Source organism: Pseudarthrobacter sp. NIBRBAC000502772, from assembly GCF_006517235.1.
Taxonomy (GTDB): domain Bacteria; phylum Actinomycetota; class Actinomycetes; order Actinomycetales; family Micrococcaceae; genus Arthrobacter.
Map to the genome: position 1 here is coordinate 1,205,556 of NZ_CP041188.1, position 25,218 is coordinate 1,230,773.

Genomic DNA, 25,218 nt, shown 5'->3' on the forward strand with positions numbered 1-25,218 from the left:
CTTAAACGACAAAAGGCCCGTACCGGCGAACCGATACAGGCCTTTCTCTGTGCGCCCAGAGGGATTCGAACCCCCGGCCTTCTGTTCCGTAGACAGACGCTCTATCCAGCTGAGCTATGGGCGCATTTTGTGTTTCGCGGAGTTTCTTGCTCCCCGAACCTCGAATTACTTTACGCGAGGGTTGCCCGGAGTACCAAATCGAGAAGCATGTAATCTAGCCGACTAGACCGGTCTAGGTGACCTTCGTCACTTAAATACGGCCGTTTGGGCGTGGTTTTCCTTGAATTTGCGCGGTTTTCGGCTCCAACGATCACGAACGTGCACCGCTGACCTCCCATGACGCCCTTGGGCGGCCAATAGCATTTAGTCCACACCGATGACCCCGAGGAAGGGAACCGCAATGGGCGATCTCGCAAGACTGCCGCTGCTTGAGAAAGCACCCACCACGCATGCTGGCCTGCTGGCATGGGTCGAAGAGGTTGCTGGACTCACGCAGCCCGACCGGATCCACTGGGTTGACGGGTCCGAACAGGAAAACACGCTTCTTACCGATGAACTCGTCGCAGCAGGAACGCTGACGCGCCTGAACCAGGAACTGTTCCCCAACTCTTTCGCTGCATTCTCTGATCCCGCAGACGTAGCCCGCGTGGAAGAGCAGACCTACATCTGTTCCGAGAAGGAGCACGACGCCGGCTTCACCAATAACTGGATGGCCCCGGCTGCGATGAAGGAAAAGCTGCGTGGGCTGTTTGCCGGCTCCATGCGCGGACGCACCATGTACGTCATCCCGTTCGTGATGGGGCACCTAGACGCTGAGGATCCCAAGTTCGGCGTGGAGATCACCGACAGCGCCTACGTTGTTGCCTCGATGCGCATCATGGCCCGCATCGGCACCGACGTGCTGGACCGCATCACCGAGACCAACGCATTCTTCGTGCCGGCCCTGCACTCCCTGGGTGCGCCGCTCGAAGCAGGCCAGGCTGACGTGCCGTGGCCGTGCAACCCGGACAAGTGGATCGTTCACTTCCCCGAGGAGCGCTCCATCTGGTCCTACGGCTCCGGCTACGGCGGAAACGCGCTGCTGGGCAAGAAATGCTACGCACTCCGCATCGCCTCCGTGATGGCCCGCGACGAAGGCTGGCTGGCTGAGCACATGCTCATCCTGAAGCTGACGTCCCCGGAGCAGAAGACGTACTACGTCTCGGCTGCCTTCCCGTCCGCCTGCGGCAAGACCAACCTCGCGCTGCTTGATCCCACCATCGAAGGCTGGAAGGTGGAGACCCTGGGTGACGACATCACCTGGATGCGCTTCGGCAAGGAAGGCGAGCTCCGCGCCGTCAACCCCGAGGCCGGCCTCTTCGGCGTGGCCCCGGGCACAGGCTGGGGCACCAACCCCAACGCGATGCGCGCCATCGCCAAGGGCAACAGCATCTTCACCAACGTGGCACTGACCGACGACGGCGGCGTGTGGTGGGAGGGCATGACTGAGGAAGTGCCCGCTCACCTGACCGACTGGCAGGGCAACTCCTGGACCTCGGATTCGGACAAGCCGGCAGCCCACCCCAACTCGCGCTTCTGCACGCCGATCGACCAGATCGACATGCTGGCCGAGGAGTACCACAGCCCGAACGGTGTGGAGCTTTCCGCGATCCTCTTCGGCGGCCGCCGCAAGACCACCATCCCGCTGGTGACCGAGGCGCGCAGTTGGTCAAACGGCATCTTCATGGGTTCCACGCTGTCCTCCGAGACCACTGCCGCGGCAGCCGGTGAGGTGGGCGTAGTCCGCCGGGATCCGATGGCCATGCTGCCCTTCATCGGCTACGACGCAGGCGATTACCTGAACCACTGGGTCAACCTGTCCGCCAAGGCCAACCCGGAGCGCCTGCCCAAGATCTTCTTGGTCAACTGGTTCCGCCGCAACTCCGAGGGCGGCTTCGCCTGGCCCGGATTCGGTGACAACGCCCGCGTCCTCAAGTGGGCCATCGAACGCCTCGAAGGCAAGGCTGACGCCGTGGAAACCCCCATCGGATTCGTTCCCACCGGCGATGCGATCGACCTCAAGGGGCTGGACATGACGCCTGCACAGGTCGAAGAAGCAGTCCGCGTCGACCCGGCCGAGTGGGCCACCGAACTCGCCTCCATCGAGGAATGGTTTGCCAACTTCGGCAGCTCGCTGCCCGAGGCGCTGCAGTCCGAGCTCGCTGGCCTGAAGGCCCGCCTGGGCTGACACTCCTGTAAGCACGACGGCGGCCCCGCACCTTTCCCCCTGGAAGGTGCGGGGCCGCCGTCGTGCTTTGCCTCTTGATGCGCGAACGGACACTTAAGCCCCGGGGCTTAAGTGTCCGTTCGCGCATCTGTCTTTAAGACGCCAGCCAGATGTCCGGGCCGAAGACTTCGTAGTGGATCTTCGTGGCGGGGATTCCGGCGTTGATGGCCTCGTTGCGGATGTGCTTCATGAACGGCAGCGGCCCGCAGAGGTACAGCGACGCATTTGCCGGCAGGTCCACTTCACGCAGCGACATGAAGCCTGCGTTGGAGCCGGCCTGCGGTTCTTCCAGCCAGAGCTGAAGGTCGGCACTCTTGAGGCGTTCGACGTCGTCCGTCATCTGGGAGCGCAGCGCCCAGGACTCCAGATCGCTTTCCGCGTGCAGGACCAGGACCTGGCGGTCCGAGCCGGCTTCCGCGAGGGAGCGCAGGATGGACGCGGTGGGCGTGCAGCCAATGCCGGCGGAGGCCAGGACCACCGGGCCCTCGCCTTCCTTGAGCGTGATTTCACCGTAGGGGTTGGAGATTTCGAGGACGTCGCCCACCTGGACGGTGTCGTGCAGCACGGGCGAGACTTCGCCGCCGTCGTCCTTCTTGGTGGTGAAGCTGCGGCTCGTGCCGGCGTCGCCGGAGAGCGAATACTGGCGGACCTGGCGCAGCCCGTCCGGGAGGGTGACCTTGACGCTGACGTACTGGCCGGGCAGGGCGGGAGTGATGGGGGTGTCGTCGGCCGGTTCCAGGGTGAAGGTTATCGAGCCGGTGCCGGCGGGGGTCTTGGCGGCGACCTTCCAGGGGCTCCACATCGTGCCGTTGGCCTGTGCGGCGTAGAGGCCCTTTTCGAGTTTGATCAGGGCGTCCGCCATCAGCCAGTAGACCTCGGTCCAGGCCTCGGCGATTTCCGGTGTGATGACCTCGGCCAGGTCTTCGGCGATGGCGGCGAAGAGGTGCTCGTAGACCACCTGGTACTGGGGTTCGGTAATGCCGAGGGAGGCGTGGCGGTGAGCGATGCGGGCGAGTACCGTCTCCGGCAGGGTGCCGGGGTTGTTGACCAGGTGGGTGGCGAAAGCGGCAATGCTTCCGGCCAGGGCCTGCTGCTGGTTGCCGTTGCGCTGGTTCGAGCGGCTGAAGAGCCCGTCCAGCAGCTCCGGGTGCGCCGCGAAGAGCCGGGCGTAGAACTTGGGGGTGATTTCGCCGATCCGGGAACCGACCAACGGGAGGGTGGCCTCAATGACGGGGCGGGATTTGTCCGAGAGCATGCGTACTCCTGAGGTAGGGGCCCGGGGCGTACATCCGGACCGCGGTCAATACATGTATTTGAAATACAAGTATTTATACTTAAGTTCTACACTTCGTAGAAGAGATATCAAAATTGGGGACTACGGATCCGGAAATGCCCGGGCTGCAGGGGAGCCGGGAGTCAGAGCCCCGGGCGGAGCCCGATCGCCTGGAACACGGGCGCCATCTGGCGGGATCCGGGAAGGGTGGACACCACGATGTCGTCGAGTTCCCGGTAAAAGGCTTCCCGGGCGCGCGAAAGGGCACCGCGAAGCCGGCATTCGTTGATGAGTGGGCAGTCGCCGTTCAATGAATGGCAGTCCGCCGGATCCACCCGGGTGTTCAGGAGCCGCAGCAACTGGCCCACGGTGGCCTTGCGTCCGGCGTCGTTGAGCCTGGAGCCGCCGTTGCGGCCGCGTTCGACGTCGATCACGCCAAGTTCACGGAGCTTTGCCATGGCCTTGCTGACGTGGTTGTACGGGGTGCCCACGGCATCGGCGATGCTCTGCGTGGTCAGCAGGTTGCCGTCAGGGGCTGCGGACAGCACCATCATGGCCCGCAGGCTCACATCCGCGAAGGCATTGATCTTCATGTCATCAACCCAGTGGAGGTCTAGTCCACCCAGACGGTGGGTTCGCTGGTGTCAGCGGCGAGCTGGCCAAACTCCCATTCGTGGGTCCCGGTGTTGGCGGCGTAGGGGAGGACCGCGGCGAAGACGGATCCGTCGCGGTGTTCAGCGGCTACATGGATGGCATCTGTTTCTTCCTCCACCAAGAGGATGTCGCAGACAATAGCGGCCGCGCGGAAATCAGCCCGGTTCTGCCGGAGCAGTTCGGTGAGGTCGCTGATCATCGTGTCCGCGTCAAAGTCACCGTCGGAGCCGTCCTCGGCATCAGCCGGCGTGACAGCCACCAGCCGGACCTCACCGTCGTTCTCCACTACCAGTGCGAACGGCAGGAAGCCGCCGTTTCGCTCGAGCTGTTCCTGGGCTGCGCCGATGCCTGTGCCCAGCAGGTTTTCCAGGTCCGTGGCCGAGGCCTCCGGAACGGAATCCCGCCACGAAGCCACCGCAGCCGGGCCGTCCGTGGCTTCGTGGGCCACTTCCGGCTTAGCGCCTGACATTGGAGAGCACGCGGTCGCGGACGCGTTCCATCGTGGCCCGGTCCGTTGCTTCCACATTCAGGCGGAGGAAGGGCTCCGTGTTGGACGGGCGCAGGTTGAACCAGAAGCTGCCGTCATTTGCCGTGAAGGTGCTGCCGTCCATGGTGTCCTCGGTGATGTCCTCGGCGGCAAAGTCGGTGCGGACGCGCTCAACGGCTCCCGCCTTGTCCTCGATTTCCGAGTTGATTTCGCCTGAGGAGACATAGGGCTCGTACTCGCGGCCGAGTTCGGACAGCGGACCGTCTTGCTCGCCGAGGGCAGCGAGCACGTGCATTGCCGCGAGCATCCCGGTGTCTGCGTTCCAGAAGTCGCGGAAGTAGAAGTGGGCAGAGTGCTCGCCGCCGAACACGGCACCTTCCTCGGCCATGACTGCCTTGATGAAGGAGTGGCCCACGCGCGTGCGGACGGCACGGCCGCCGTCGTGCTCTACCAGTTCGGGCACTGCACGGGAGGTGAGCAGATTGTGGATGACGGTGGGCGTTGCCTCGCCCTGCGCCTGGGCGCGGGCGATTTCGCGGCGTGCCACCATGCCGGTGACGGCTGATGGCGACACGGGCTCACCTTTTTCGTCGATGACGAAGCAGCGGTCGGCGTCGCCGTCGAATGCCAGGCCGATATCGGCGCCGTGCTCAATGACGGCGGCCTGCAGGTCGCGGAGGTTCTCCGGCTCGAGGGGGTTGGCCGGGTGGTTCGGGAAGGAACCGTCCAGCTCGAAGTAGAGGGGAATGATCTCGAAGGGCAGCTTGGGCAGCAGGGCGTCGCCCAGCACCGCCGGGGTGGTGAGGCCGGCCATGCCGTTGCCTGCGTCCACAACTACCTTGAGCGGCCGGGATCCGGAGAGGTCCACCAGCTGGCGGAGGTACTCGGAGTAGTCCTTCAGGATGTCGTGGACGCCGATCAGGCCGCGGGCGGGGGCCGCCGGGATGGAGCCTTCGTTGAGGTACTTCTCGGCGAGGGCCTGGATCTCTTTGAGGCCGGATTCGGAGGAGATGGGCTGCGCGCCGGGCTTCGACATTTTGATGCCGTTGTATTCGGCAGGGTTGTGGCTGGCGGTGAACGTGGCGCCGGCGGCGTTGAGGGAACCGCAGGCGTAGTACAGCTCGTCGGTGGAGATCAGGTCAAGGAGCTTGACGTCGGCGCCGCGGGTGGCTGCGCCGTCAGCGAAAGCCTTGGCGAACTCGGGGGAGGAGGGACGCATGTCGCCGCCTACCAGGATCGTCTGGCCCTCCAGTTCCAGCACATCAACGAACGCGGCGCCCACGGCTTCGACGATTTCAGCGGTGATGGATTCGCCCACGATGCCCCGGACGTCGTAGGCCTTGAAGGATGCCGAGAGGTCAAAAGTCTTTGTCTGTTCGCTAGTCACGGGTTTTATCTTACGTGGAGCCGCGGACGTTCATGGTTGTCCACATACGGCGGTCCCGGCTTTTTGGGTGTCGGTGGGGGCTGGGATACTGAATCAATGGTCGATACCCAGAACGCCGCCCTTCTTTCCGTTTCACCTGACTCAGCCTCCGCCACAAAAAGCCAGGCGCTGGAGGTTCTCCGCGAACTTGTGGGGCATCCGGCGGCGGATTTCCACGACGGACAGTTTGAGGCGATTGAAGCACTGGTCGACGGCGGCCGGCGGGCTTTGGTGGTCCAGCGCACCGGTTGGGGAAAATCGGCCGTGTACTTTGTGGCGTCCCTGCTGCTCCGGCGCCGCGGCGCCGGCCCCACCCTGATCGTTTCGCCGCTGCTCGCCCTGATGCGGGACCAGGTGGCTGCCGCCGCCCGCGCCGGAGTGCGTGCCGTGGCCATCAACTCGGCGAACCAGCTGGACTGGGACACCGTCAGGGAACAGCTCGCCGCCGATGAAGTCGACGTGCTGCTGGTTTCGCCGGAACGGCTCACCAACCCGTCCTTCCGTGAGAACCAGCTGCCGGAGCTCATCCGGCGGACGGGCCTGCTGGTGATTGATGAAGCCCACTGCATTTCGGACTGGGGCCACGACTTCCGGCCGGACTACCGCCGGATCGCTGACCTGATCACCCAGCTGCCGGAGTCCGTGCCTGTCCTTGCCACCACCGCAACGGCCAACTCGCGCGTGGTCCACGACATCGAGGAACAGCTGGGCGCGGGCGTCCTCACCATCCGCGGCACCCTTGGCCGGGATTCCCTGCGCCTGGGTGTCCTCGCCCTCCCGAATTCCCGCGAACGGCTGGGCTGGCTCCTGACGCACCTGGCCGATCTGCCCGGCAGCGGCATCATCTACACACTGACCGTCTCCGCAGCGGAGGACACCGCCCGGCTTCTCGCCGAAGCCGGGCACATAGTGCAGGCCTACACCGGCAGGACCGATCCCGCGGACCGTGAGCGCGCAGAGCAGATGCTCAAGGACAACCAGGTCAAGGCGCTGGTGGCCACCTCGGCGCTCGGTATGGGCTTCGACAAACCGGACCTTGGCTTCGTCGTCCACCTCGGAGCACCGTCGTCCCCGGTGGCGTACTACCAGCAGGTGGGCCGTGCGGGCCGTGGCGCGGCGAACGCTGATGTGCTGTTGCTGCCGGGTTCTGAAGACCGGGATATCTGGCAGTACTTCGCCACCGCCTCCATGCCGTCCGAGGAGAAAGCCACAGCGGTGCTGACAGCGTTGGCCGAGGCCGGAACTGCCGTGTCAACGGTGGCGCTGGAGGCCCGGGTTGATCTCCGCCGCACCCCGCTGGAGCTGCTGTTGAAGGTCCTGGCCGTGGATGGGGCCGTGGAACGTGTCGGCGGCGGGTGGCGTTCCACAGGCCAGCCCTGGATCTACGACGCCGAGCGTTACCGCCGGATCGCCGAGGCCAGGGTGGACGAGCAGGACTCCATGGTGATCTACCAGGACACCGCCGGGTGCCGGATGGAATACATCACCTCGGTCCTCGATGACGAGACCGCGCACGCCTGCGGGAAGTGCGACAACTGCGCGGGCCGCTGGTTCCGGGCCGATATCGCTGAGGACGCCACGGTAGCGGCGGGTCAGACGCTCACCCGCGCCGGTGGTGTCCTGGAGGCACGGCTGCAGTGGCCCAGTGGCATGGACCGTCTGGGCGTTCCGGTCAAGGGCAAGATCAAGCCTGACGAAGGACTCGCTGACGGCCGCGTGCTGGCAAGGCTTACCGATCTCGGCTGGGGCGGGGCGCTGCGGGAACTCTTTGCGGCCGGCGCCGCAGACCGGCCGGTGGATCCTGCCATGCTGCAGGCCTGTGTCCAGGTCCTGCGGGAATGGGCTACCGGTGACGGCCGGAACCCGGGCTGGAGCGGTGCAGGCCGGCCGGCCGCGATCGTCAGCATGCCTTCCCGCAGCAAGCCTGAACTGGTGCGCTCCCTTGCCCAGGGAATTTCGGAAATCGGCAGGATCCCTTACCTCGGCGAGCTGGACCTGGGCCACGGCGGACCCACTGGAAGCCGTGGCGGGAACAGTGCATACCGGTTGGCGGGCGTTTGGGACCGGGTCATGGTGGGCCCGGAGTTGGAGGCCGCCATGGCGTCACTTCGCGGCCAGGGCGTGATGCTGATCGACGACCTCGTGGACAGCCGGTGGACCGTTACCGTGGCTGGACGCGCCCTGCGCCAGGCGGGGGCGGGGGCTGTCCTTCCGCTCGTGCTTGCCCAGGCCGGCTGACCTCGGCGCCGGCGTGCCGGTGCAGTGACAGGCTGTCCGCCGTACTGAAGAGCATCAGGACGGCCATGGTGAGGAAAGCTCCGCGGAAGGGGCCAGCGTGATCCGTGGGGAAGGCCGCCACGCCGTCGAAAATCCGGATCAGCAGGGCGCCAACGGCGATGCCGGCGCCTGCGGCGAGCTGCACCAGGGTCGCCGACACGGAATTGGCCGAGGTCAGCTGGGAGGGTGCAATGTCCGCGTACTGCACCGACGCGTAGGCGGAGAAGCCAATGGAGCGGAACGCCCCGCTGCACACGAGCAGGGCGAAGATCAGGGCCTGCGGCGTGTCCGGAGTGAGCAGGGCGCACAGGGCGAAGGTCACCGCCGATGCCAGAGAGCCGAAGACCAGCATGGCCCGGAAACCGAAACGCCGGATCAGCGGCGTGGTGGCCGGCTTGATGCCGATGTTGCCGATGAACACGGCCGCCACCATGATTCCGGCGTGCAGCGGTGACCAGCCGAAACCGGTCTGGAACATCAGGGGCAGGAGGAACGGCACCGAACTGATGGTCAGGCGGTAGACGAACCCGCCGGTGGCCATGGCCCGGAATGTGCGGGTGGAAAAAACACTGAGATCAAACAGAGGGTTTTTGGCCCGCGTCATCCACAGCACGGCGCCCGCGAGGGCGCATACCCCTGCAGCAGCGCCGATAGCTGCCCATGGACCGTCGGGGTGGGCAGTGGCCAGCTCCAGGCCCACCACCAGGGCGCCCACGCCGGTGGTGGTGAGGAGCAGGCCCAGCCAGTCGAGCCTGCGTGCCCTGTCTCCGGCGCCGGCTGGTACCAGACTGAGTGCGGCGATGAACGCGGCCGCCCCCAGTGGCAAATTGATGAGGAAGATCCAGTGCCACGACAGGTAGGTGGTCAAGGCGCCGCCTACCAGCGGCGCCAGTACGGGCGCCAGCAGCGCGGGCCACACCAGGAAAGCCGTCGCCCGGAGAAGCTCCGATTTGGGTGTGCCGCGCAGTACCAGGAGGGTGCCGACAGGAACCATCATGGCCCCGCCGACGCCCTGCAGGATCCGGCTCAGAGTCAGTACAGTCAGGTCGGGGCTGATGGCGCAGGCCAGTGAAGCCAGTGTGAACAGGGCGATCGCGAAGCAGAATACTTTGCGGGCCCCCACGCGTTCAGCAAGCCAGCCGCTGAGCGGGATGCCCATGGCCACGGTTATGAGGTAGGCCGTCATGGTGATGTTGACGTCGGCGGCTGGAACGCCAAAGTCGCCGGCGATGTTGGGGATGGCGGTGGTGAGGATAGTGCCGTCCAGGAACTCCATAAAGAACGTGGCAGCCACCAGTAGCGCCAGGCGTGGATTCCACGCCTGGCTTGTGCTGGTTTCCTCGCCCGGGGAATTGCTAACTGCCATTCCACCATCCTGCCACCGCCGCCCCGGGAGAAGCCTCGTGCGTCCGCACCCCGGACCGCCAGCCTGTCCAGCCCACCCCACTCTCCACGCGCCAGGCACCGCCTCCCACCTACGCACCACGCCCGCCTCCCGCCCATGGAGGTAGCAGTAACTGTCGTTATGAGCGCTCATAACGACAGTTACTGCTTTCTAGTTTGGGTTTGGTGGCATAAAAAAGCACTTGGCCAGGGAACGCAAAAGGCCCCGGTCCAGGACCGGGGCCAAACGCGGAGACGGGGGGATTTGAACCCCCGGTGGAGTTGTGCCCCACACTTCATTAGCAGTGAAGCCCATTCGGCCGCTCTGGCACGTCTCCAATGGCTATTACTAGCCCACCAAGGATACGCAGAACGGGGCACGCAGTGCAAAACGGCCCGTGAGCGCTTGTCTCAGGCCCGGCGCCCTGCCCCACGGTATGCCTCGCGCCGGGCCCAGGAACAGTGCCCTGGGCTCAACCGCCAGCCAGCGTCCGCCATAGGAAGTGCTGGCTGCGGGCCTGCAGCGCGGCGGCCTGCCGGTTGTCCGAAGCTCCGGCGTGGCCGCCTTCCAGCGCTTCGTGGAACCAGACATTCGGGATGCCCATCGCTTGCATCCGGGCGGCCATCTTGCGGGCCTGGACCGGTCCCACCCTGTCGTCCGACGTGGCCGTCCAGATGAATGTTTCGGGGTACTCCACGCCGTCCTTGAGCAGGTGGTACGGGGAGAAGGTCTTGATGTACTCCCATTCCGCCGCCACGTCCGGGTCGCCGTATTCGGCGATCCAGGAGTGCCCGGCGGAGAGTTTCGTGTAGCGCCTCATGTCCAGCAGCGGAACGCCGCAGGAGATAGCCCCGAAAAGTTCCGGGTAGGTGGTGAGCATGTTGCCTACCAGCAGCCCGCCGTTGGACCCGCCCACGCAGCCAAGCCGCTCCCGGGAGGTGACGCCACGGTGGACGAGGTGCTGCGCCACGGCGGCAAAGTCCTCGAAGGCGCGGTGCCGGTTTTCCTTGAGCGCGGCCCGGTGCCAGGACGGCCCGTATTCGCCGCCGCCGCGGATGTTGGCCACAACGTAGACGCCGCCGCGGGAGTGCGCTGCCTCGCCGGGCCTGCCGGAGGTGGCTGTCCTGCGCTCGAGCCAAGCCCTGCCGACGGTTCCGCTGTACGCAGGGGTCCGGGAGACTTCGAAGCCGCCGTAGCCGGAGAGCTGCGTGGGGTTCTGCCCGTCCAGGACAAGGTCCCGCGAGGCCACCTGGAAGTAAGGGACGCGGGTGCCGTCTGCGGAGACGGCGAAGTGTTGCTGCACCTCGTACTGGTCGTCATTAAAGAACGACGGCGACGCCTTGACTGCCGCATGGCTGCTCACCACGCAAGCCGTCCCGGCAACGCCCCTGGCGGAGCCAGCCGTCCCGGCAGGATCCCGCGTGAGGCTTCCGCGCATCAGTGTGCTGGGGGTGGTGAATCCGGTGGCGACCAGCCAGAAGTCGTCGCCCGCACCGCCGCCGTCACCGCCGTCGGCCGGTCCTTCATCTTCGTCGTCCACCGCGTAGGCGTTGACGTCGTGCAGCGGCGGGCAGGCATCCAGCAGCGACGAAGCCCAGTCGCCACCGGCAGCTGCACCCCCGTCGGCCGCAACGCCGGGAACAGAGGGATCCAGCACCCGGATTTCGGACGAGACGTCCCGCAGCAGGTTCAGCAGCAGGAAATTCCGCGTCCAGCTCCACGACTGCAGCGACGTGTGCGAATCCGGCGTAAACAGCACCAAGAGATCCCGCGCCCCGGCAAGGTAGTCCTCGAACTTCGCGGCCAACAGGGACCCGGCGGGGTACGTGTTGCCCTCAAGGGACCAGTCCTGCTGAGGTCGGAACAGGAGCCATTCGCGGTGCGCACTGAGGTTAACATCTGTCGGCGCATCGATCTCGAGCCAGGCGTCGTCCCAGCGGATGAACGTGCTGCGGTTGTAGAAATCGATGTAGTCCACGGCGAACGTGCGCTCGAAGCCCGGAGTGGAGTCGTGCGCCACCACGGCCATCATGTGGTCCTCGGGCACCTCAAAAAGCCGGGCGGCCGCGGAGAGGGCCTCGCCGCGTCGCAGGGTGACAGCCGTCCGGGCATACGAGGATGCGGTCCGCGGCAGGTCCCCGGCCGTGGAGGCGACCAGCAGCGTGTCCGCGTCCAGCCACGAAACGTTCCCCTTCGCCGTCGGCAGGTCGAAGCCGCCGTCGGCCTGGTCAACAAAGGTGCGGGTCCCGACGTCGAACTCGCGGTAGCGGTTGGCGTCGCCGCCGTCGGGGGAAAGCGCCAGCAGCGCGAGGCGGTACGGGTCGCCGGCGGCGGGACGAAGGAACGTGGCACCGTGGAAGACCCACTCCTCACCTTCGGCGGCGGCGAGGGCATCCACATCCAGCAGCACGTCCCAGTCGGGGGAGTCCGTCAGGTAGCTTTCCCAGCTGGTGCGGCGCCACAGCCCCTTCGGGTTCGCCTGGTCCTTCCAGAAGTTGTAGTACCACTCGCCGCGCTTGCCCACCATGGCGATCCGGTCCGTGGAGTCCAGCACCTCCAGGATGCTTCCTTCCAGGCCTACGTAATCGGCGTCCTCCAAAAGGTCCTCAGTGCGGGCGTTCTGCTCCCGGACCCAGGCAAGCGGTGCCTCGCCGTAGATCTCCTCCAGCCAGACGTTCTCGTCAGTGGGTTCGGGGGCGGGCGATGAACCGGGCGCTTGATCAGCTGCAGTGGTGGTCATGCGCCCCATCCAAACAACATTTTCGCGCCGCAAGCAAGTCAAGTGCCTGTGGCGCATGCCGATACTCTGGATGCCGTGGGTAAATCGAAGAGCATCCGGACAGCCATCATCGGCGCCGGACCGCGGGGAACCAGTGTGCTGGAGCGCCTGCTCGCACACGCCGCCGCACACGCCGCCGCCCACGCTGCTGCCCACTCCGGCCCCGCATCCCTCCACATCGACGTCGTCGACCCCTATCCGGCGGGTCCGGGGCACGTGTGGCAGCCCCGTCAGTCCCGGCTGTACCTCATGAACACCCAATCCTTCTATCCCACGGTCATCCCTGAAGACCCCCGGCTGGCGCCGCCCGTCGCGGGCACCACGTTCGACCGCTGGCGTGCCCAGCAGCAGCGTGAGCCGATGCCGGCCCTGACACTGGACGAGCGGTCCGAACTGGCTGCCTTGGGATCGCGGGACTTCCCCAGCCGGGCGCTGTACGGCCGCTACCTGCGCTGCACGCTGGACGAGCTGACGGCAAAACTGCCCGACGGCGTCACCGTCAATTTCCACGAAACGACGGCCGTGTCGGTGCGCCCGTCGCGCGACGGAACAGCGGGGACGCCAGGGGACGGCGCCCCGGGGGACGGTTCTCAAGGGGACGGCACCCCAGGCGGGACAACCCTTAGTACCGGAACGTTCGACGTCGGACTCGCCGGCGGCGGTTCCCTCACGGTCGATTCCGTGGTCCTCGCCTTGGGGCACCTGGCGTCCCGGCTGAACCCGGAACAGCGGGAACTCCAGGCAGCGGCCGCTCAGCTGGGCCTGAGCTACTTCCCGCCGGCCGTCCCGGCGGACGTCGACTGGGCCGCGATTCCGGCCGGCGAACCGGTCCTGGTCCGGGGCATGGGGCTGAACTTCTTCGACGCGATGGGCCAGCTCACGGAGGGCCGCGGCGGAAAGTTCATCGACGCCGGAATCCGGCTCGAGTATCAGCCTTCCGGCCAGGAGCCCGTGATCATTGCAGCCTCCCGCCGCGGCACCCCGTACCGGGCCAAGGCCGCGCTGGCCGGCTACTACCCGGCGTCGGTCACCCTGCGGTACCTGACCGAGGCCGCGCTGGAACGGTTCGCTGCCACCGGAATCCGCCCGGGTTTCGACCACGATCTCTGGCCCCTGCTGCACCGCGACACCCTCTGGGCCTACTACTCCACCCTGGTGCGCTCGCAGCCTGCGGCCGTCCCCGATGCGTCCGAGTTCCTGGCCGCGCTGGAGGATGCGCTGCGGCCGCATGCCCACAGCGCCGCCAACTGGGAGGCCGCGGTGGAGAGCGTCCTTGCAGTGCACGTCGGGCCGCGGCACCGGCTGGACCTGCCGGGCCTCGCGTCTCCCCTGGCGGGCAGGTCCTTCGGATCGCGCGCTGAACTGGATGCCGCCGTCGTCGAGTACCTGCTCGATGACGCCCGCCGGTCCGCACTGGGCGAGGAGGATCCGGTGAAGATGGCCATCGGCGCGCTGCATCACGGGCGCGCGGTGCTGAAAACGGCAGTGGCCGACGGCGGTATCACCGATGAGTCCTGGGTGGCCGGCCTGCGGGGCTGGTTTGAGTCATTTGTGGAGGGCCTGGCCAGCGGGCCGCCCGCGCTGCGCGCTGAACAGCTGGCTGCCCTGGCGCGTGCCGGCGTGGTCAGCTTTGTGGGGCCCGACCCCCGGTTCAGCGTGGACCGCCGATCAGGCCGCTTTACCGCCGTCTCGCCCTGGGTGAACGGTCCGCCGGTGGCGGCGAAGACCATGGTGGAGGCCCTCGCGCCGGCCAACCGCGTGTCCGCGAACGATTCACCGCTCCTGGAACAGCTCCTCGCGGACGGGATGGTGCGGCCCCGGCTGATGATGACGGCGGAAGGTGCGCCGGTGCAGGCCACCGGGCTGGACGTTGCGCCGCACCCGTACCGGCCGGTGGCGGCCAACGGCTCGGTGACCGAGGGTCTCTATGTGTTGGGCCTCCAGCTTTCGGCCACGCAGTGGGGCACTGCCATCGCCGCGGAAGCGCTCCAGCCGGGCGGCCCCTCGTACGCCAGCGGGCAAAGGACACTCCGCGACGCCGACGAAATCGCGCAGGCGATCCTCGGGCACTGAGGATCCCCGCCGCAGCGAAATATTCGTCCTCGCGTCCACTGAATTTTTTGTCCAGATAACGTCCCCTGAGCATTCGGCAACGCCGATTATCTGGCCAAAAACTCCGAAATGTTGAGCCTCCGTGTCCTGGCGTTGAGCTTGATGACTTCCCAAAGTCGCGGTCCCCGACGGTCCCGGCCGCATTGTTGCGCCCTGTTGTGGCGGATGACGCGGCGTTGCCTCGTGCGTCCGGATTGCCCCTTGCTACGCCCCATGGACCGCCGTGACGTGCGGTTTCGCGCTGTGAACCCCGCCCTTTTGCCGCCCCTGCATCTCTGTTCTAGTGGTTGCCACAAGCCAGCCGGCCCGGACCCGCATCACCGGTTCCACACCTCCAGCGCAGAAAGATCCAGCCATGAAATTCCGAAAGCCATCCGCACGAACCGCCCCCGCTGCAGGCAGGGCTGCAGTGCCTGCTGCAGGAAAGGCAGCAGGCACTGCGGCCGCCGTCGCCGCAACCCTGGCGCTGTCGCTGGTGCTGACGGGTTGTGGCGGCGCAGCGACGGCCCAGTCCGGAGGCAGCGGCGCCAGCGCCGAAGTAAAAACCATCCGGTACCAGGGTTCGCCCAACACCGTGGCTTTGGTTGAAGTGGCGGAGGACCTCGGTTACCTGGGCGACGTCAAGCTCGAGTGGGTCAGCAACACCACCAGCGGGCCGCAGAGCATCCAGTCCGTGGCCACCGACCAGACCGACATCGGCGGAGCGTTCACCGGTGCCGTCATCAAGCTCATCGAGGCGGGCGCGCCTGTCCAGGCCGTCATCAACTACTACGGCGAGGACAAGGAAACGTTCACCGGTTACTACGTGGAAGAGGGCAGCCCCATCAGGACGGCCCGGGACCTGATCGGCAAGAAGGTCGCCGTGAACACCCTGGGCGCCCACCACGAAGCCATCATCAACACCCACCTGAAAAACAGCGGACTGACCCCGGAGGAGATCAAGCAGGTCCAGCTGGTGGTGGTGCCGCCGAACGAAACCGAAGTGGCCCTCCGCAAGAAGCAGGTGGACGTCGGCACGCTCGGCGGCGTGCTCCAGGACCGGGCGCTCGCCGAAGGCGGCGTACGGGCCCTGTTCACCGACGTCGGGGTGATCCGCGGCCCGTTCGACGCCGGCCAGTACGTCCTCCGCAAGGACTTCCTGGCCAGGAACCCGGAAACCAGCCGCACCGTGGTCACTGGAATCGCCAAGGCCATCGAGTGGGAGCGCACCACACCGCGGGAGCAGGTGATCGCCAAGTTCAAGGAAATCATCACCAAACGCGGCCGCAACGAGAGCACGGAAACGCTGAAGTACTGGAAGAGCGTGGGCGTGGCATCGCCGGGCGGCCGGCTCCAGGACAAGGACTTTACCCGCTGGGCCGACTACCTGAAGTCCGCGGGAATCATCACCGGCGACCTGGACACCAAGAAGCTCTACACGAATGAGTTCAACCTGCTGGAAACGCCAGCACCGGCCGCAACCTCGAAAGGATAGAAGATGACACCCAAGATCAGTCTCAGGAACGTCACCAAGGAATTCACTGTCCGGCCGGGCAAGGGGGCGGGCAGGAACGCCAGGACGGAAGCTTCCGTCCTCACCGCCTTGGATGACCTCAGCCTGGACGTAGCTGCCGGTGAATTCCTCACCCTGGTGGGCCCCAGCGGCTCCGGCAAGACCACGCTCCTGGACCTGCTGGCCGGCCTTTCCCGCCCCACCTCGGGGAAGGTCCTGGTGGACGGCAAGGAAGTGACGGGGCCCGGCCAGGACCGGGCGGTTGTTTTCCAGCAGTACGCGCTGTTCCCCTGGCGCACGGCGTCGGCGAACGTGTCCATCGGCCTCGAGAACACGGGCCTGTCGAAGAAGAAAAGGGCGGCGAAGGCCAGCGAGTTCCTCGACCTGGTGGGCCTTGCCGGGTTCGAGGACCGCTATCCGCATGAACTGTCCGGCGGTATGAAGCAGCGCGTGGCCATCGCCAGAAGCCTCGCCTATGAGCCGGACGTCCTGCTGATGGACGAGCCCTTCGCCGCCCTCGACGCCCAGACCCGCGAACAGCTCCAGGACGAGCTCCTGCGGATCTGGAAGGCCACGGGCAAAACCATCGTTTTCATCACCCACGGGATCGACGAGGCGGTCTACCTCGGCCAGCGGGTAGCGGTGCTCAGCGCCCGCCCCGGCAGGCTCAAGGAAATAGTGGACATCAACATCCCCGACCGCGACGGCGACGCGGACATCCGCTCGCATCCGGCCTTTGTGGAACACCGGCACCAGGTCTGGTCGCTGCTGCACGACGAAGTCCGCCTGGCCCAGAACTCCGGCCACCGGAAGATCCTCCCGGACGGCACTGCCCCCGATGAACAACCCCTCGAAAGGAGCGCGGCCTGATGAGCACTGTGTTGACCCGACCGCAAGAGGCGGCTGCCGCCGTCGACCGTTCACTGGAAGCTGTTTCGCAGCAGGCCGGACCGTCCGGACCGTCCGGTTCAGGGCGAGGGCAACGCCCGACGGCGGGTGCCAGGCTGGGTGCCGCAGCCCGCCAGGCGGGGCGGGCCGGCTGGAAATCGCTCGCCGTTGTCCTGTTCCTGGCACTGTGGGAAGTGGGCCCGCTGTACCTGGCGAGCCCGGCCACGCGGGTGTTTTTGCCGCCGCTGCATGAGGTGCTGGCGGCCGGAGCCAAGCTCCTGGAGAACGGGCAGCTGCAGAGCCATCTGCAGGCCAGCCTGACCCGCTCGGCGTCCGGTTTTGGCATCGCCGTGGTGTCCGCCGTCGTCCTGGGGCTCCTGATCGCCTGGTACGGCTGGCTGAATTCGTTCCTCAACCCGCTGCTGGAGCTCTTCCGCAACACGGCAACGCTGGCCCTGCTGCCCGTATTCACCCTGCTGCTGGGCATCGGCGAGGAATCGAAGATCACCATCGTGGCCTACGCCGCGTTCTTCCCGGTCCTGCTGAACACCATCGCCGGCGTCCGGACCGTGGACCCGCTGCTGATCCGGGCCGCGAAATCCCTGGGACTGAACAGCTTCCGGCTCTTCCAGAAGGTGATCCTGCCGTCGGCGGTCCCCACGATCTTCACCGGCATCAGGATGGCCGGAACCTCCTCCATCCTGGTGCTCATCGCGGCCGAGATGGTGGGCGCCAAAGCCGGCCTGGGCTACCTGATCGTCAACGCGCAGAGCAGCTTCCTGATCTCGGACATGTACGCCGGCATCCTGACCGTCTCCGTCGTCGGCCTGCTGGTCAACACGGTACTCGTGGCACTGGAACGGCACTTCTCACGCTGGCGCACCGCCGTCGGCTCCGACAGCTGACCGCTCCGCGTCTCAACCAATAAGCACCTAACTGCCCCTTCTGAACTGCAAAGGAAACACCATGACCGTCATCACCGAAACCAAGCTCCAGTTCACCAAGCTCAGCTCCCGCATCGGCGCCGAAATCCGCGGCCTGGACCTCAGCGCAGACCTGTCCCCGGACACCGTGGCGCAGCTCCGGGCCGCCCTGAACACACACAAGGCACTGGTCTTCCGGGAAGCGAACATCCGCACCGACGAGGACCAGGTGCGTTTCGCCAGCCGCTTCGGCCCGCTCACCAACGCCCACCCCACAGTGGCCTCCGTGGACGGAAAGCCAGCGGTCCTGCCCGTGGACAGCGAAAACGGCAGCGCCAACAACTGGCACACCGACGTGACCTTCGTGGTGAACCCGCCGCAGGCCTCAACCTTGCGCAGCATCACCCTGCCGGGCTACGGCGGGGAAACCCTGATCGCGTCCTCGGCCGGGGCCTACCAGGACCTGCCGGAGGAGCTGCGGAACTTCGCCGACACCCTCTGGGCCATCCACACCAACGACTACGACTACTCCGTGCCCAAGAACCTCGAACACGCCAACGCCGACGAACGGCGCAAGGAGTTCACCAGGATCCACTTCGAATCCGCCCACCCCGTGGTGCGGGTCCACCCGCTGACCGGGGAGCGCGGATTGTTCATTGGGGGCTTCGCGCAGCGGCTGCGGATCGTTGGCCTGTCCAACACGGAGTCCAAGGACATCCTGCGGCTCCTGCAGGCCTACATCACCCGCCCGGAGAACGTGGTGCGGGTGAACTGGGAGCCGGACCAGCTGGTGCTGTTCGACAACCGCATCACCCAGCACTACGCCCCGGACAACTACGACGGCCAGCCCCGCCAGCTCAACCGCGTCACCATCGCCGGCGACCTTCCCCGCGGCGTCGACGGACGCAGCAGCACCTCCATCAAGGGCGACTCGTCCGCCTACTCCGAGACCGTCGTCGTTCCTGAAGCAGTTGCCCGCGAAGCAGCCGGGGTTCTCGAAGCAGCCGGGGTTCTCGCATGAGTGCCGCGGTTGGCGGCGCCAGGCAGCTGCACCTGAACGCCTTCCTGATGAGCACCGGCCACCACGAGGCGTCGTGGCGCCTGCCGGAGAGCAACAGCTTCGCCGGCACGGACGTGGCCCACTTCCAGCGGCTGGCGCAGACGGCAGAGCGCGGCAAGCTGGACTCGATCTTCTTCGCCGACTCCCCGGTGCTGCACGGCAACGTGGCCCAGCGGCCCTACGGCAGCCTCGAACCCACCGTGTTGCTCGCCGCCATCGCAGCGGTCACGGAGCGGATCGGGCTGATCGCCACCGCGTCCACAACCTACAACGAGCCCTACAACCTGGCGCGGCGCTTCGCCTCCGTGGACCACATCAGCGGCGGCAGGGCGGGCTGGAACGTGGTGACCACGGCGGGGGACGCGGCCGCCAGGAACTTCTCCCTCGCCGGCCAGCCAGCCCATTCGCAGCGGTACGAGCGGGCGGCGGAATTCCTGGATGTGGCCAAGAGGCTCTGGGACAGCTGGGAGGACGACGCCGTGGTGGCGGACAAGGACGCAGGTGTGTGGGCCGACAGTTCGCGAGTGCATCCGGTCAACCACCAAGGCCGGCATTTCCAGGTGGAGGGCGGCCTGGATGTGCCCAGGTCCGTCCAGGGGCACCCGGTGATTGTCCAGGCCGGTTCGTCCGAGAACGGCAAGGACTTCGCGGCCCGGTACGCGGAGGCGGTCTTCACGGCGCACCAGACCCTGGCGGATGCCCAGGACTTTTACGCCGACCTGAAAAGGCGGACGACGGCGGCGGGCCGGGACCCGCAGTCCATCAAGATCCTGCCGGGCATCGTTCCGGTCATCGGGGCCACGGAGGCGGAGGCGTTGAGGCTGGAACGGGAGCTGGATGAGCTTATCCTGCCGGAGCACGCGGTGCGGCAGCTGGCCAACCTGCTGCGCGTCCCGCCGGAATCCCTGAAACTCGATGGCCAGCTGCCGGCCGGCCTCCCGTCGGAGGATGAGATCGAGGGTGCCAAGAGCCGTTACACGCTGGTGGTGAACCTTGCCCGCAGCGAACACCTGACCGTCCGGCAGCTCATCGGCCGGCTCGGCGGGGGCCGCGGGCACCGGACCTTCGCGGGAACGCCGGAGCAGGTGGCCGACGCCATCCAGCACTGGTTCCAGGCCGGCGCCGCGGACGGGTTCAACATCATGCCGCCCGTGCTGCCCTCCGGCCTGGACATCTTTGTGGACCAGGTGGTTCCCATCCTCCAGGACCGAGGGCTGTTCCGGCGCGAATACACCGGGCGCACGCTCCGCGAGCACTTTGGCCTGGCCGTCCCGGCAAACTCCTTTACCGAAGTCCGTGCACAGGTGCCGGACCGCGTGCCGCAGCCTGCCTGACACCCCGGCTGATGCATAAACGCAGAGGTGCCCTTCCCCAGCTGATTCAGCCGGGGAGGGGCACGTCTGTTTAACGCGTGTCTGCTATTAGCCGCGCAGGCACTGCTGGTACTGGATCCAGGCAACGCCGTAACGGATCCACCCCAGGACGTCGTACCACTTGGTGGGCGGTACCGGTGCCGTGCAGACCGGCGGAACGGGTCCGTTGGCAGCCACCTGGACAGCAGCCTTCACCACGGTGCCGGACTCGGCGGCCGTGAGCGCCAGAGTTCCTGCCCCAGCAGCAGCGCCGGCAGGAACGGCGAGGTTCACGGCGGCAGCGCCCGCCGACACCGGCACCGTGCCAAGATCCGTCACAGTCCCGGCGCTGTCGGTGAACACCGCAGCCAGCGACGTATTCACCGGGCTGCCCAGCGAGGTGAGGTCCAGTTTGGAAACCGCCAGGATGATGGCGTCCCCGGCCTTGACCTCGGCGGCCGTCGTGTCCACGGCGGCCACCGTCCGCCGGGCGAAGTCCGGCGACACGGGGTTGTGCGCCTGCAGGTACGTGATCCAGGCGTCCCGGTCCACGAGACCCGAATCCCTGGTGTCCGCGCCATCGAGGAAGACCCGGAAGTTGTCGCCACCGGTGGCCAGGAAGCTGAACGTCCCGATCCGGTAGGACTTCGCCGGATCGATCAGCGCACCGGCCACCCGGATGGAGGTGATCCGGTCACCGGCGGCACGGGTGGCGTCGTACGTGTAGTTGACGTTCCTGGACAGGCCCAGCTGCTGGTAGGCGCGGCTGGGGACCGTGCCGTCGGCGTTGGTCTGCCACTGCTGCTCCAGAAGTGCCTTGAACTGCGCACCGGTCAGGGACGTGGTCCACAGGTTGTTCACAAACGGCAGGACCGAGTTGGCCTCCGCGTAGGTGATGGTGCCGTCCGGGGCGTAGTACAGCTCGTTGCGGAGGCCGCCGGGATTGACGACGCCGATTTCCGCGGCGCCCAGCTCAGCCGGCTGGAGCGACTCCAACAGCGAGTCGGCCACCAGATTGCCCAGCGTGGATTCGCTGGCACGGTCATCGCGCTTGGCGGGTCCGCCGGCGGGGTCCGCGTTGAACGCCGTGGTGATATCCGCGGTCAGCGCACCGACCGGCTGGTTGCCGATCGCGGCGGCGTCCGCCAGTGCCTTCTTCACAATGGCATCAACCGCTGCAACCCGCGGGTACGCGTTCACCAGGCCGCCGGCGGCATCCGTGGTCCGCCTGACGTTCCCGGCCTTCGAGGCGGTGACTTCCTTGCTGGCCGTATCCACCGTGAGCTGGATCTGGCCGATGTTCTCGCCGTAGTTGCCGGTCTGGACAATCGGACGGGTCTTGCCGTCGGCCCCGGGGACCGGTGCGTTCCAGGCGTATTCCTTGTGCGTGTGGCCGGTGAAGATGGCGTCCACGTCGGCCGAGGTTTCGGTGACCAGCTTCGCGAACGGGCCGCCCGCTGCCACTTCCTGCTCCAGGGTGGCGCCGTCCGGCGTCCCTGACCCGGCGCCGTCGTGGTTTTCCGCAATGATCACGTCGGCGATGTTCTCCGCCGTGATCCTGGCAGCCACGCGGTTGATGGCGTCCACGGGATCGCCGAATTCAAGATCCGCGATGCCGGCGGGCGTCACCAGCGACGGGACTTCCCGGGTGACGGTGCCGATGACGGCGACCTTCACGCCGTCCATGTCCAGCAGCGTGTATTCCGGCAGGACCGGTTCGGTGGTTCCCTTTTTGTAGACGTTCGCCCCGAGCAGCGGGAACGTGGCGTTGGTGCCGCCAGCGATGACGCGGTCGCGCAGGTCCGCCCAGCCGCCGTCGAACTCGTGGTTGCCCACGGCGGAAGCGTCCAGCTCCAGCGCGTTCAGCACATCGATGGTGGGCTGGTCCTTGGCAACAGCCGAGGCGAACAGCGATGCCCCGATGTTGTCGCCGGCAGACAGGAAGGCCGTGGCCCCGGGGGCGGCGGCGCGCAGCTTCTCGATGGTGCCGGCGAACAGCACCGTGTTGGCGTCGATGCGGCCGTGGAAATCGTTGATGCCCAGGAAGTTCAGCTCAACACTGGCCGGCGTGACCGGGCCGGCCGGCAGGTCCAGGCCCACCACCACAGGATCGTGGTCGCTGGCGCGGAACTGGTCCGGCGCATAGTAGTTGGTCACATTGTTGTTATACCTGCTGTACTCCAGCGCCACGGACTCCACGGAGTTGATGTTCCAGATGTCCGCGCCGGTGACCACTGCATCAGCGCCCGGGGAGGCCAGGATGTGGTCCAGCGAACCCACCAGGCCGCCGAAAAGGTAGGAGTGCTTCGCGGAGCCGTCGGCGTTCCTCGCCTTGCCGTCCTGGTTGACATAGCCGGCGTCCGTGAAGACGTTCATCGGGTCTTCCTGGGCGTAGGAGTTGAAGTCGCCGATCAGGAAAACCTTGTCCGTGCCCTTTGTTGCCTGCAGCCCGGCGGCGAAGTCCAGGAGCGACTTGGCCTGGGCGGTGCGGGCGAGGTTGGACGCGCCCTGGCCCTTGTCCGTGTCATCCGGCGTTGCTGCCGAACCCTTGGACTTGAAGTGGTTGGCGATGGCGATGAATTTCTTGTCGTCCCCGGCGCCTACCGGCTTGAAGGCCTGCGCCAGCGGCTTGCGGGCGTTGGCGAAGGCGACAGTGTCGTTGTGGATGATGGACTCTTCCACAGGTTCGGCCACGGCCTTCTTGAAAATGAACGCGGTGCGGATCATGTCCTCGTCGGCCAGCGGGGGAGCATTGGCGGGTGTCCGCACGTAGTCCCAGATGCCGGGGGTCGCGATGTTGAGGGCGTCCACCAGTTTGGCCAGGGCGTCATCGCGGTCCTTGCCGAACTGGGCGGAGTTTTCAATTTCCATGAGGGACACCACGTCGGCGCCGGTCTTGGTGATCGCAGCGACGATCTTGTCCTGCTGGCGGAGGAAGTTCTCCGCGTTTGCTGCCCCGCGGGCATCGCAGCCGCCCTGGACCGTGATGGGGTTGCCGTCGCGATCCTTGTAGAAGGAACAGCCCGTGAGGGTGTCGCCGGTGGTGGGGAAGTAGTTCAGGACGTTGAAGGAAGCGATCTTCAGGTTGCCGCCCACCGCGGCCGGGGTTTCGGTCCGGGTGGCGCCGAAGCTGGCCGGCTGGACCGTGCCCTTGTTGACCTCGGTGAGATGGGTCAGCGGCTGGAACTTCCAGGCGTTGTTGGCGTAGCTGAGCACCACGTTGGTAGCGAACGTCACCGGTGATCCCACGCGGACCGCGTCCGTGGCCGTCAGGTAAGGCAGGACCTGGGCCTTGGTGGTGGCGTCCTTGAGGAAGTTGGTGGTGGAGCCGTCGTCGAGCTTGATGCCGCGGGCAGCGTTGTCCGCCACGGCGGCCTGGTATTCGGCCGAGCCGTAGCGCGCGACGGCGGTGGGCTGCACCAGCGTGGTAGTCCCGCCCGAGAGGCCGATTTCGCCGTACTGGTTCAGCGCGTAGTTGTCGGTGACGGTGACGGGCCCTTGCGGTGCCAGCAGCATGCCCTCAAGTGCTTCGCGGAAGGACTCGGCCGCCGGGAGCGTGAAGGCGGTGGCCTTCACCTCGGGCGCGGCGGCGTCGGTGAGCTTGGTCAGCCCGGCGGCGTCCGCCACACTGACCTGGGTCAGGCCGAAGAACTCGGAAACCGTGCCGGAGACTTCCACGAAGTCTCCGATCTGCACGGAGCCTGCGGTGGCCGGGGAGTAGACAAAAACAGCGTCCGACGCCGTGTGGCTGGCCGGGGTGAGGTCGCCGCCGGTGCCGGGGGTCTGGACGTAGTAGCCGGCGAAACCGCCGGTGGGGAAGGCCGCGGTGACTTTGCCGCGCGTTGTTACGGCAGTGCCGGCCAGCGGACTGGCGGTGCCGGTGCCCTGGATTTCGGCGATAGTTTTGGTGCCCGGGACAGGTGTCGGCGTTGGATCGGGGTCCGGCGTCGGATCCGGGATGGGGTCCACGGGGCCGCCCGCCGCCGTCGGCGTGACGGCGGTGTTCAGCGTGAAGTCCGCCCGGTTGCTGTTGCTGTCCGTCCCGGCGCTGCGGTTCAGGCTCTTGACGTCGGTGTTGCTGGCGGGCGCAACGGCGGCCTGCGTTTCAAAGGTGTTGGAGGAACCGTAGCCGAGGAGGTCTGCCACGCCGGCCGGTTCAATAACCGAGCCGGTGGCGAGCGGGGCGGCGGTGGCCTGCTTCGCCAGGATGATGGTTCCGGCGGAGCCGCTGAAGTTCAGGGAGGTTGCCACAAGGTCTGCTGTGGGCAGGTCCGCACCTTCAACCCCGCCGTTGTTGCTGCCGCCCTTAATGAGGTAGTGGCCCTTGGCCGGGATGGAACCGGTGAGGGCAGCCACGCTGGTGGGCGCTGCAGTTCCGGTGGCCGACCGGTACTGGACGGACCAGCCGGCCAGGGAGACCGCGGCGTCGGAGGTGTTGTAGAGCTCCACGAACTTGCTCTTGTAGGCTGCGCCGGCACTGCCGCCGCTCAGGTAGGCCTCGTTGATGACAACGGGTGAAGTGCCTGCGGGTGCTGCGTCGACGGCGAAGGCGGGGACCGCTGCCAACGGAGTGGCGATAAGCCCCGCAGACAACGCTGTTCCCAGCGCTAATTTCCATGGTGAATGGTGCATCCGCTCTACTTTCATAGGGGTGTCCCGGTAGGGGACCCGATGGAGTGTGTCCGGGTTGTACCTACGGACAGTGTCCGGACTCCACGCTTGATCAGGTGGTGTCCGGCACAGCAAAGCAGCGCCGCATGAACGCAAGGTTGATGGTGAGTGCATTTGGCGAAACGTCCGTGGGGCAAAACAATACCGGCCGGTAGCTTTAATGAAAGCTGCCAG

15 protein-coding genes and 2 tRNA genes are annotated in these 25,218 nt (G+C 66.6%); 8 read left to right on the forward strand and 9 right to left on the reverse strand.

Annotation, left to right across the window (positions count from 1 at the left end; translation table 11 throughout):
• Positions 1 to 50: 50 nt before the first annotated feature.
• A tRNA-Arg gene (locus NIBR502772_RS05700) sits at positions 51 to 124 on the reverse strand.
• A 276-nt stretch (positions 125 to 400) separates the two neighbouring features.
• On the opposite strand from NIBR502772_RS05700, the gene NIBR502772_RS05705 reads away from it, so the two are divergent.
• Positions 401 to 2,227 carry a phosphoenolpyruvate carboxykinase (GTP) gene (locus tag NIBR502772_RS05705; RefSeq protein WP_141139424.1) on the forward strand — a complete coding sequence of 609 codons (1,827 nt, stop codon included), beginning with the start codon at positions 401 to 403 and terminating at the stop codon, positions 2,225 to 2,227.
• A 133-nt stretch (positions 2,228 to 2,360) separates the two neighbouring features.
• Here the strand turns inward: NIBR502772_RS05705 and NIBR502772_RS05710 are convergent, their stop codons facing one another.
• The 4 genes from NIBR502772_RS05710 to NIBR502772_RS05725 all read right to left on the reverse strand — a co-directional run bounded on the left by NIBR502772_RS05710 (position 2,361) and on the right by NIBR502772_RS05725 (position 6,067).
• On the reverse strand, positions 2,361 to 3,521 hold the full coding sequence (locus NIBR502772_RS05710; protein WP_104063301.1) for a globin domain-containing protein: 1,161 nt from the start codon (positions 3,519 to 3,521) through the stop codon (positions 2,361 to 2,363).
• 161 nt (positions 3,522 to 3,682) lie between these two features.
• Complete coding sequence (locus NIBR502772_RS05715) at positions 3,683 to 4,132, reverse strand: Rrf2 family transcriptional regulator (protein ID WP_104173963.1); 450 nt, start codon at positions 4,130 to 4,132, stop codon at positions 3,683 to 3,685.
• Between the two features lie 20 nt (positions 4,133 to 4,152).
• Entirely contained in the window at positions 4,153 to 4,662 is a 510-nt protein-coding gene (locus tag NIBR502772_RS05720; protein WP_141139425.1) for a hypothetical protein, read from the reverse strand.
• Positions 4,649 to 6,067, reverse strand: a complete 1,419-nt coding sequence (locus tag NIBR502772_RS05725) for a phosphomannomutase/phosphoglucomutase (protein ID WP_141139426.1) — start codon at positions 6,065 to 6,067, stop codon at positions 4,649 to 4,651. The genes NIBR502772_RS05720 and NIBR502772_RS05725 overlap by 14 nt, the downstream gene beginning before the upstream one ends.
• A gap of 96 nt (positions 6,068 to 6,163) precedes the next feature.
• Between NIBR502772_RS05725 and NIBR502772_RS05730 the strand changes: the two genes are divergently transcribed.
• Positions 6,164 to 8,344, forward strand: coding sequence for a RecQ family ATP-dependent DNA helicase (locus NIBR502772_RS05730; RefSeq protein WP_141139427.1), 2,181 nt, complete (start codon positions 6,164 to 6,166; stop codon positions 8,342 to 8,344).
• Here the strand turns inward: NIBR502772_RS05730 and NIBR502772_RS05735 are convergent.
• The 3 genes from NIBR502772_RS05735 to NIBR502772_RS05745 form a co-directional block, all read right to left on the reverse strand.
• A complete protein-coding gene (locus NIBR502772_RS05735) occupies positions 8,268 to 9,749 on the reverse strand; it encodes an MFS transporter (RefSeq protein WP_141139428.1) in 1,482 nt (493 codons plus the stop codon). The two genes, NIBR502772_RS05730 and NIBR502772_RS05735, sit on opposite strands and share 77 nt — an antisense overlap.
• A gap of 267 nt (positions 9,750 to 10,016) precedes the next feature.
• Positions 10,017 to 10,104: transfer RNA gene (locus NIBR502772_RS05740), tRNA-Ser, on the reverse strand.
• A 135-nt stretch (positions 10,105 to 10,239) separates the two neighbouring features.
• The gene (locus NIBR502772_RS05745) at positions 10,240 to 12,507 is read right to left on the reverse strand and encodes a prolyl oligopeptidase family protein (RefSeq protein ID WP_141139429.1); all 2,268 of its coding nucleotides are present in this window, start codon (positions 12,505 to 12,507) and stop codon (positions 10,240 to 10,242) included.
• Between the two features lie 75 nt (positions 12,508 to 12,582).
• Between NIBR502772_RS05745 and NIBR502772_RS05750 the strand changes: the two genes are divergently transcribed.
• From NIBR502772_RS05750 to NIBR502772_RS05775, 6 genes are all read left to right on the forward strand, one after another.
• Complete coding sequence (locus tag NIBR502772_RS05750; protein ID WP_141139430.1) at positions 12,583 to 14,619, forward strand: FAD/NAD(P)-binding domain-containing protein; 2,037 nt, start codon at positions 12,583 to 12,585, stop codon at positions 14,617 to 14,619.
• Positions 14,620 to 15,013: 394 nt separating this feature from the next.
• On the forward strand, positions 15,014 to 16,132 hold the full coding sequence (locus NIBR502772_RS05755) for an ABC transporter substrate-binding protein (RefSeq protein ID WP_141139431.1): 1,119 nt from the start codon (positions 15,014 to 15,016) through the stop codon (positions 16,130 to 16,132).
• Between the two features lie 3 nt (positions 16,133 to 16,135).
• Entirely contained in the window at positions 16,136 to 17,020 is an 885-nt protein-coding gene (locus NIBR502772_RS05760; RefSeq protein ID WP_141139432.1) for an ABC transporter ATP-binding protein, read from the forward strand.
• Positions 17,020 to 17,943 (forward strand): ABC transporter permease, encoded by a 924-nt coding sequence (locus NIBR502772_RS05765; protein WP_141139433.1) that lies wholly within the window; start codon positions 17,020 to 17,022, stop codon positions 17,941 to 17,943. Before NIBR502772_RS05760 ends, NIBR502772_RS05765 begins: the two co-directional genes overlap by 1 nt.
• A gap of 61 nt (positions 17,944 to 18,004) precedes the next feature.
• Entirely contained in the window at positions 18,005 to 18,982 is a 978-nt protein-coding gene (locus NIBR502772_RS05770) for a TauD/TfdA family dioxygenase (protein ID WP_141139434.1), read from the forward strand.
• Positions 18,979 to 20,355 carry an LLM class flavin-dependent oxidoreductase gene (locus NIBR502772_RS05775; protein WP_141139435.1) on the forward strand — a complete coding sequence of 459 codons (1,377 nt, stop codon included), beginning with the start codon at positions 18,979 to 18,981 and terminating at the stop codon, positions 20,353 to 20,355. The genes NIBR502772_RS05770 and NIBR502772_RS05775 overlap by 4 nt, the downstream gene beginning before the upstream one ends.
• A gap of 87 nt (positions 20,356 to 20,442) precedes the next feature.
• On the opposite strand, the gene NIBR502772_RS05780 is transcribed toward NIBR502772_RS05775, so the two are convergent.
• The gene (locus NIBR502772_RS05780; protein ID WP_141139436.1) at positions 20,443 to 25,005 is read right to left on the reverse strand and encodes an ExeM/NucH family extracellular endonuclease; all 4,563 of its coding nucleotides are present in this window, start codon (positions 25,003 to 25,005) and stop codon (positions 20,443 to 20,445) included.
• Positions 25,006 to 25,218 lie beyond the last annotated feature (213 nt).

Bases quoted from the DNA above. Each gene is read 5' to 3' on its own strand.
- NIBR502772_RS05780 (WP_141139436.1), bottom strand. From the start codon at position 25,005: ATGCACCATTCACCATGGAAATTAGCGCTGGGAACAGCGTTGTCTGCG.
- NIBR502772_RS05730 (WP_141139427.1), top strand. From the start codon at position 6,164: ATGGTCGATACCCAGAACGCCGCCCTTCTTTCCGTTTCACCTGACTCA.
- NIBR502772_RS05735 (WP_141139428.1), bottom strand. From the start codon at position 9,749: ATGGCAGTTAGCAATTCCCCGGGCGAGGAAACCAGCACAAGCCAGGCG.
- NIBR502772_RS05765 (WP_141139433.1), top strand. From the start codon at position 17,020: ATGAGCACTGTGTTGACCCGACCGCAAGAGGCGGCTGCCGCCGTCGAC.
- NIBR502772_RS05760 (WP_141139432.1), top strand. From the start codon at position 16,136: ATGACACCCAAGATCAGTCTCAGGAACGTCACCAAGGAATTCACTGTC.
- NIBR502772_RS05710 (WP_104063301.1), bottom strand. From the start codon at position 3,521: ATGCTCTCGGACAAATCCCGCCCCGTCATTGAGGCCACCCTCCCGTTG.
- NIBR502772_RS05745 (WP_141139429.1), bottom strand. From the start codon at position 12,507: ATGACCACCACTGCAGCTGATCAAGCGCCCGGTTCATCGCCCGCCCCC.
- NIBR502772_RS05755 (WP_141139431.1), top strand. From the start codon at position 15,014: ATGAAATTCCGAAAGCCATCCGCACGAACCGCCCCCGCTGCAGGCAGG.
- NIBR502772_RS05775 (WP_141139435.1), top strand. From the start codon at position 18,979: ATGAGTGCCGCGGTTGGCGGCGCCAGGCAGCTGCACCTGAACGCCTTC.
- NIBR502772_RS05715 (WP_104173963.1), bottom strand. From the start codon at position 4,132: ATGAAGATCAATGCCTTCGCGGATGTGAGCCTGCGGGCCATGATGGTG.
- NIBR502772_RS05720 (WP_141139425.1), bottom strand. From the start codon at position 4,662: ATGTCAGGCGCTAAGCCGGAAGTGGCCCACGAAGCCACGGACGGCCCG.
- NIBR502772_RS05705 (WP_141139424.1), top strand. From the start codon at position 401: ATGGGCGATCTCGCAAGACTGCCGCTGCTTGAGAAAGCACCCACCACG.
- NIBR502772_RS05770 (WP_141139434.1), top strand. From the start codon at position 18,005: ATGACCGTCATCACCGAAACCAAGCTCCAGTTCACCAAGCTCAGCTCC.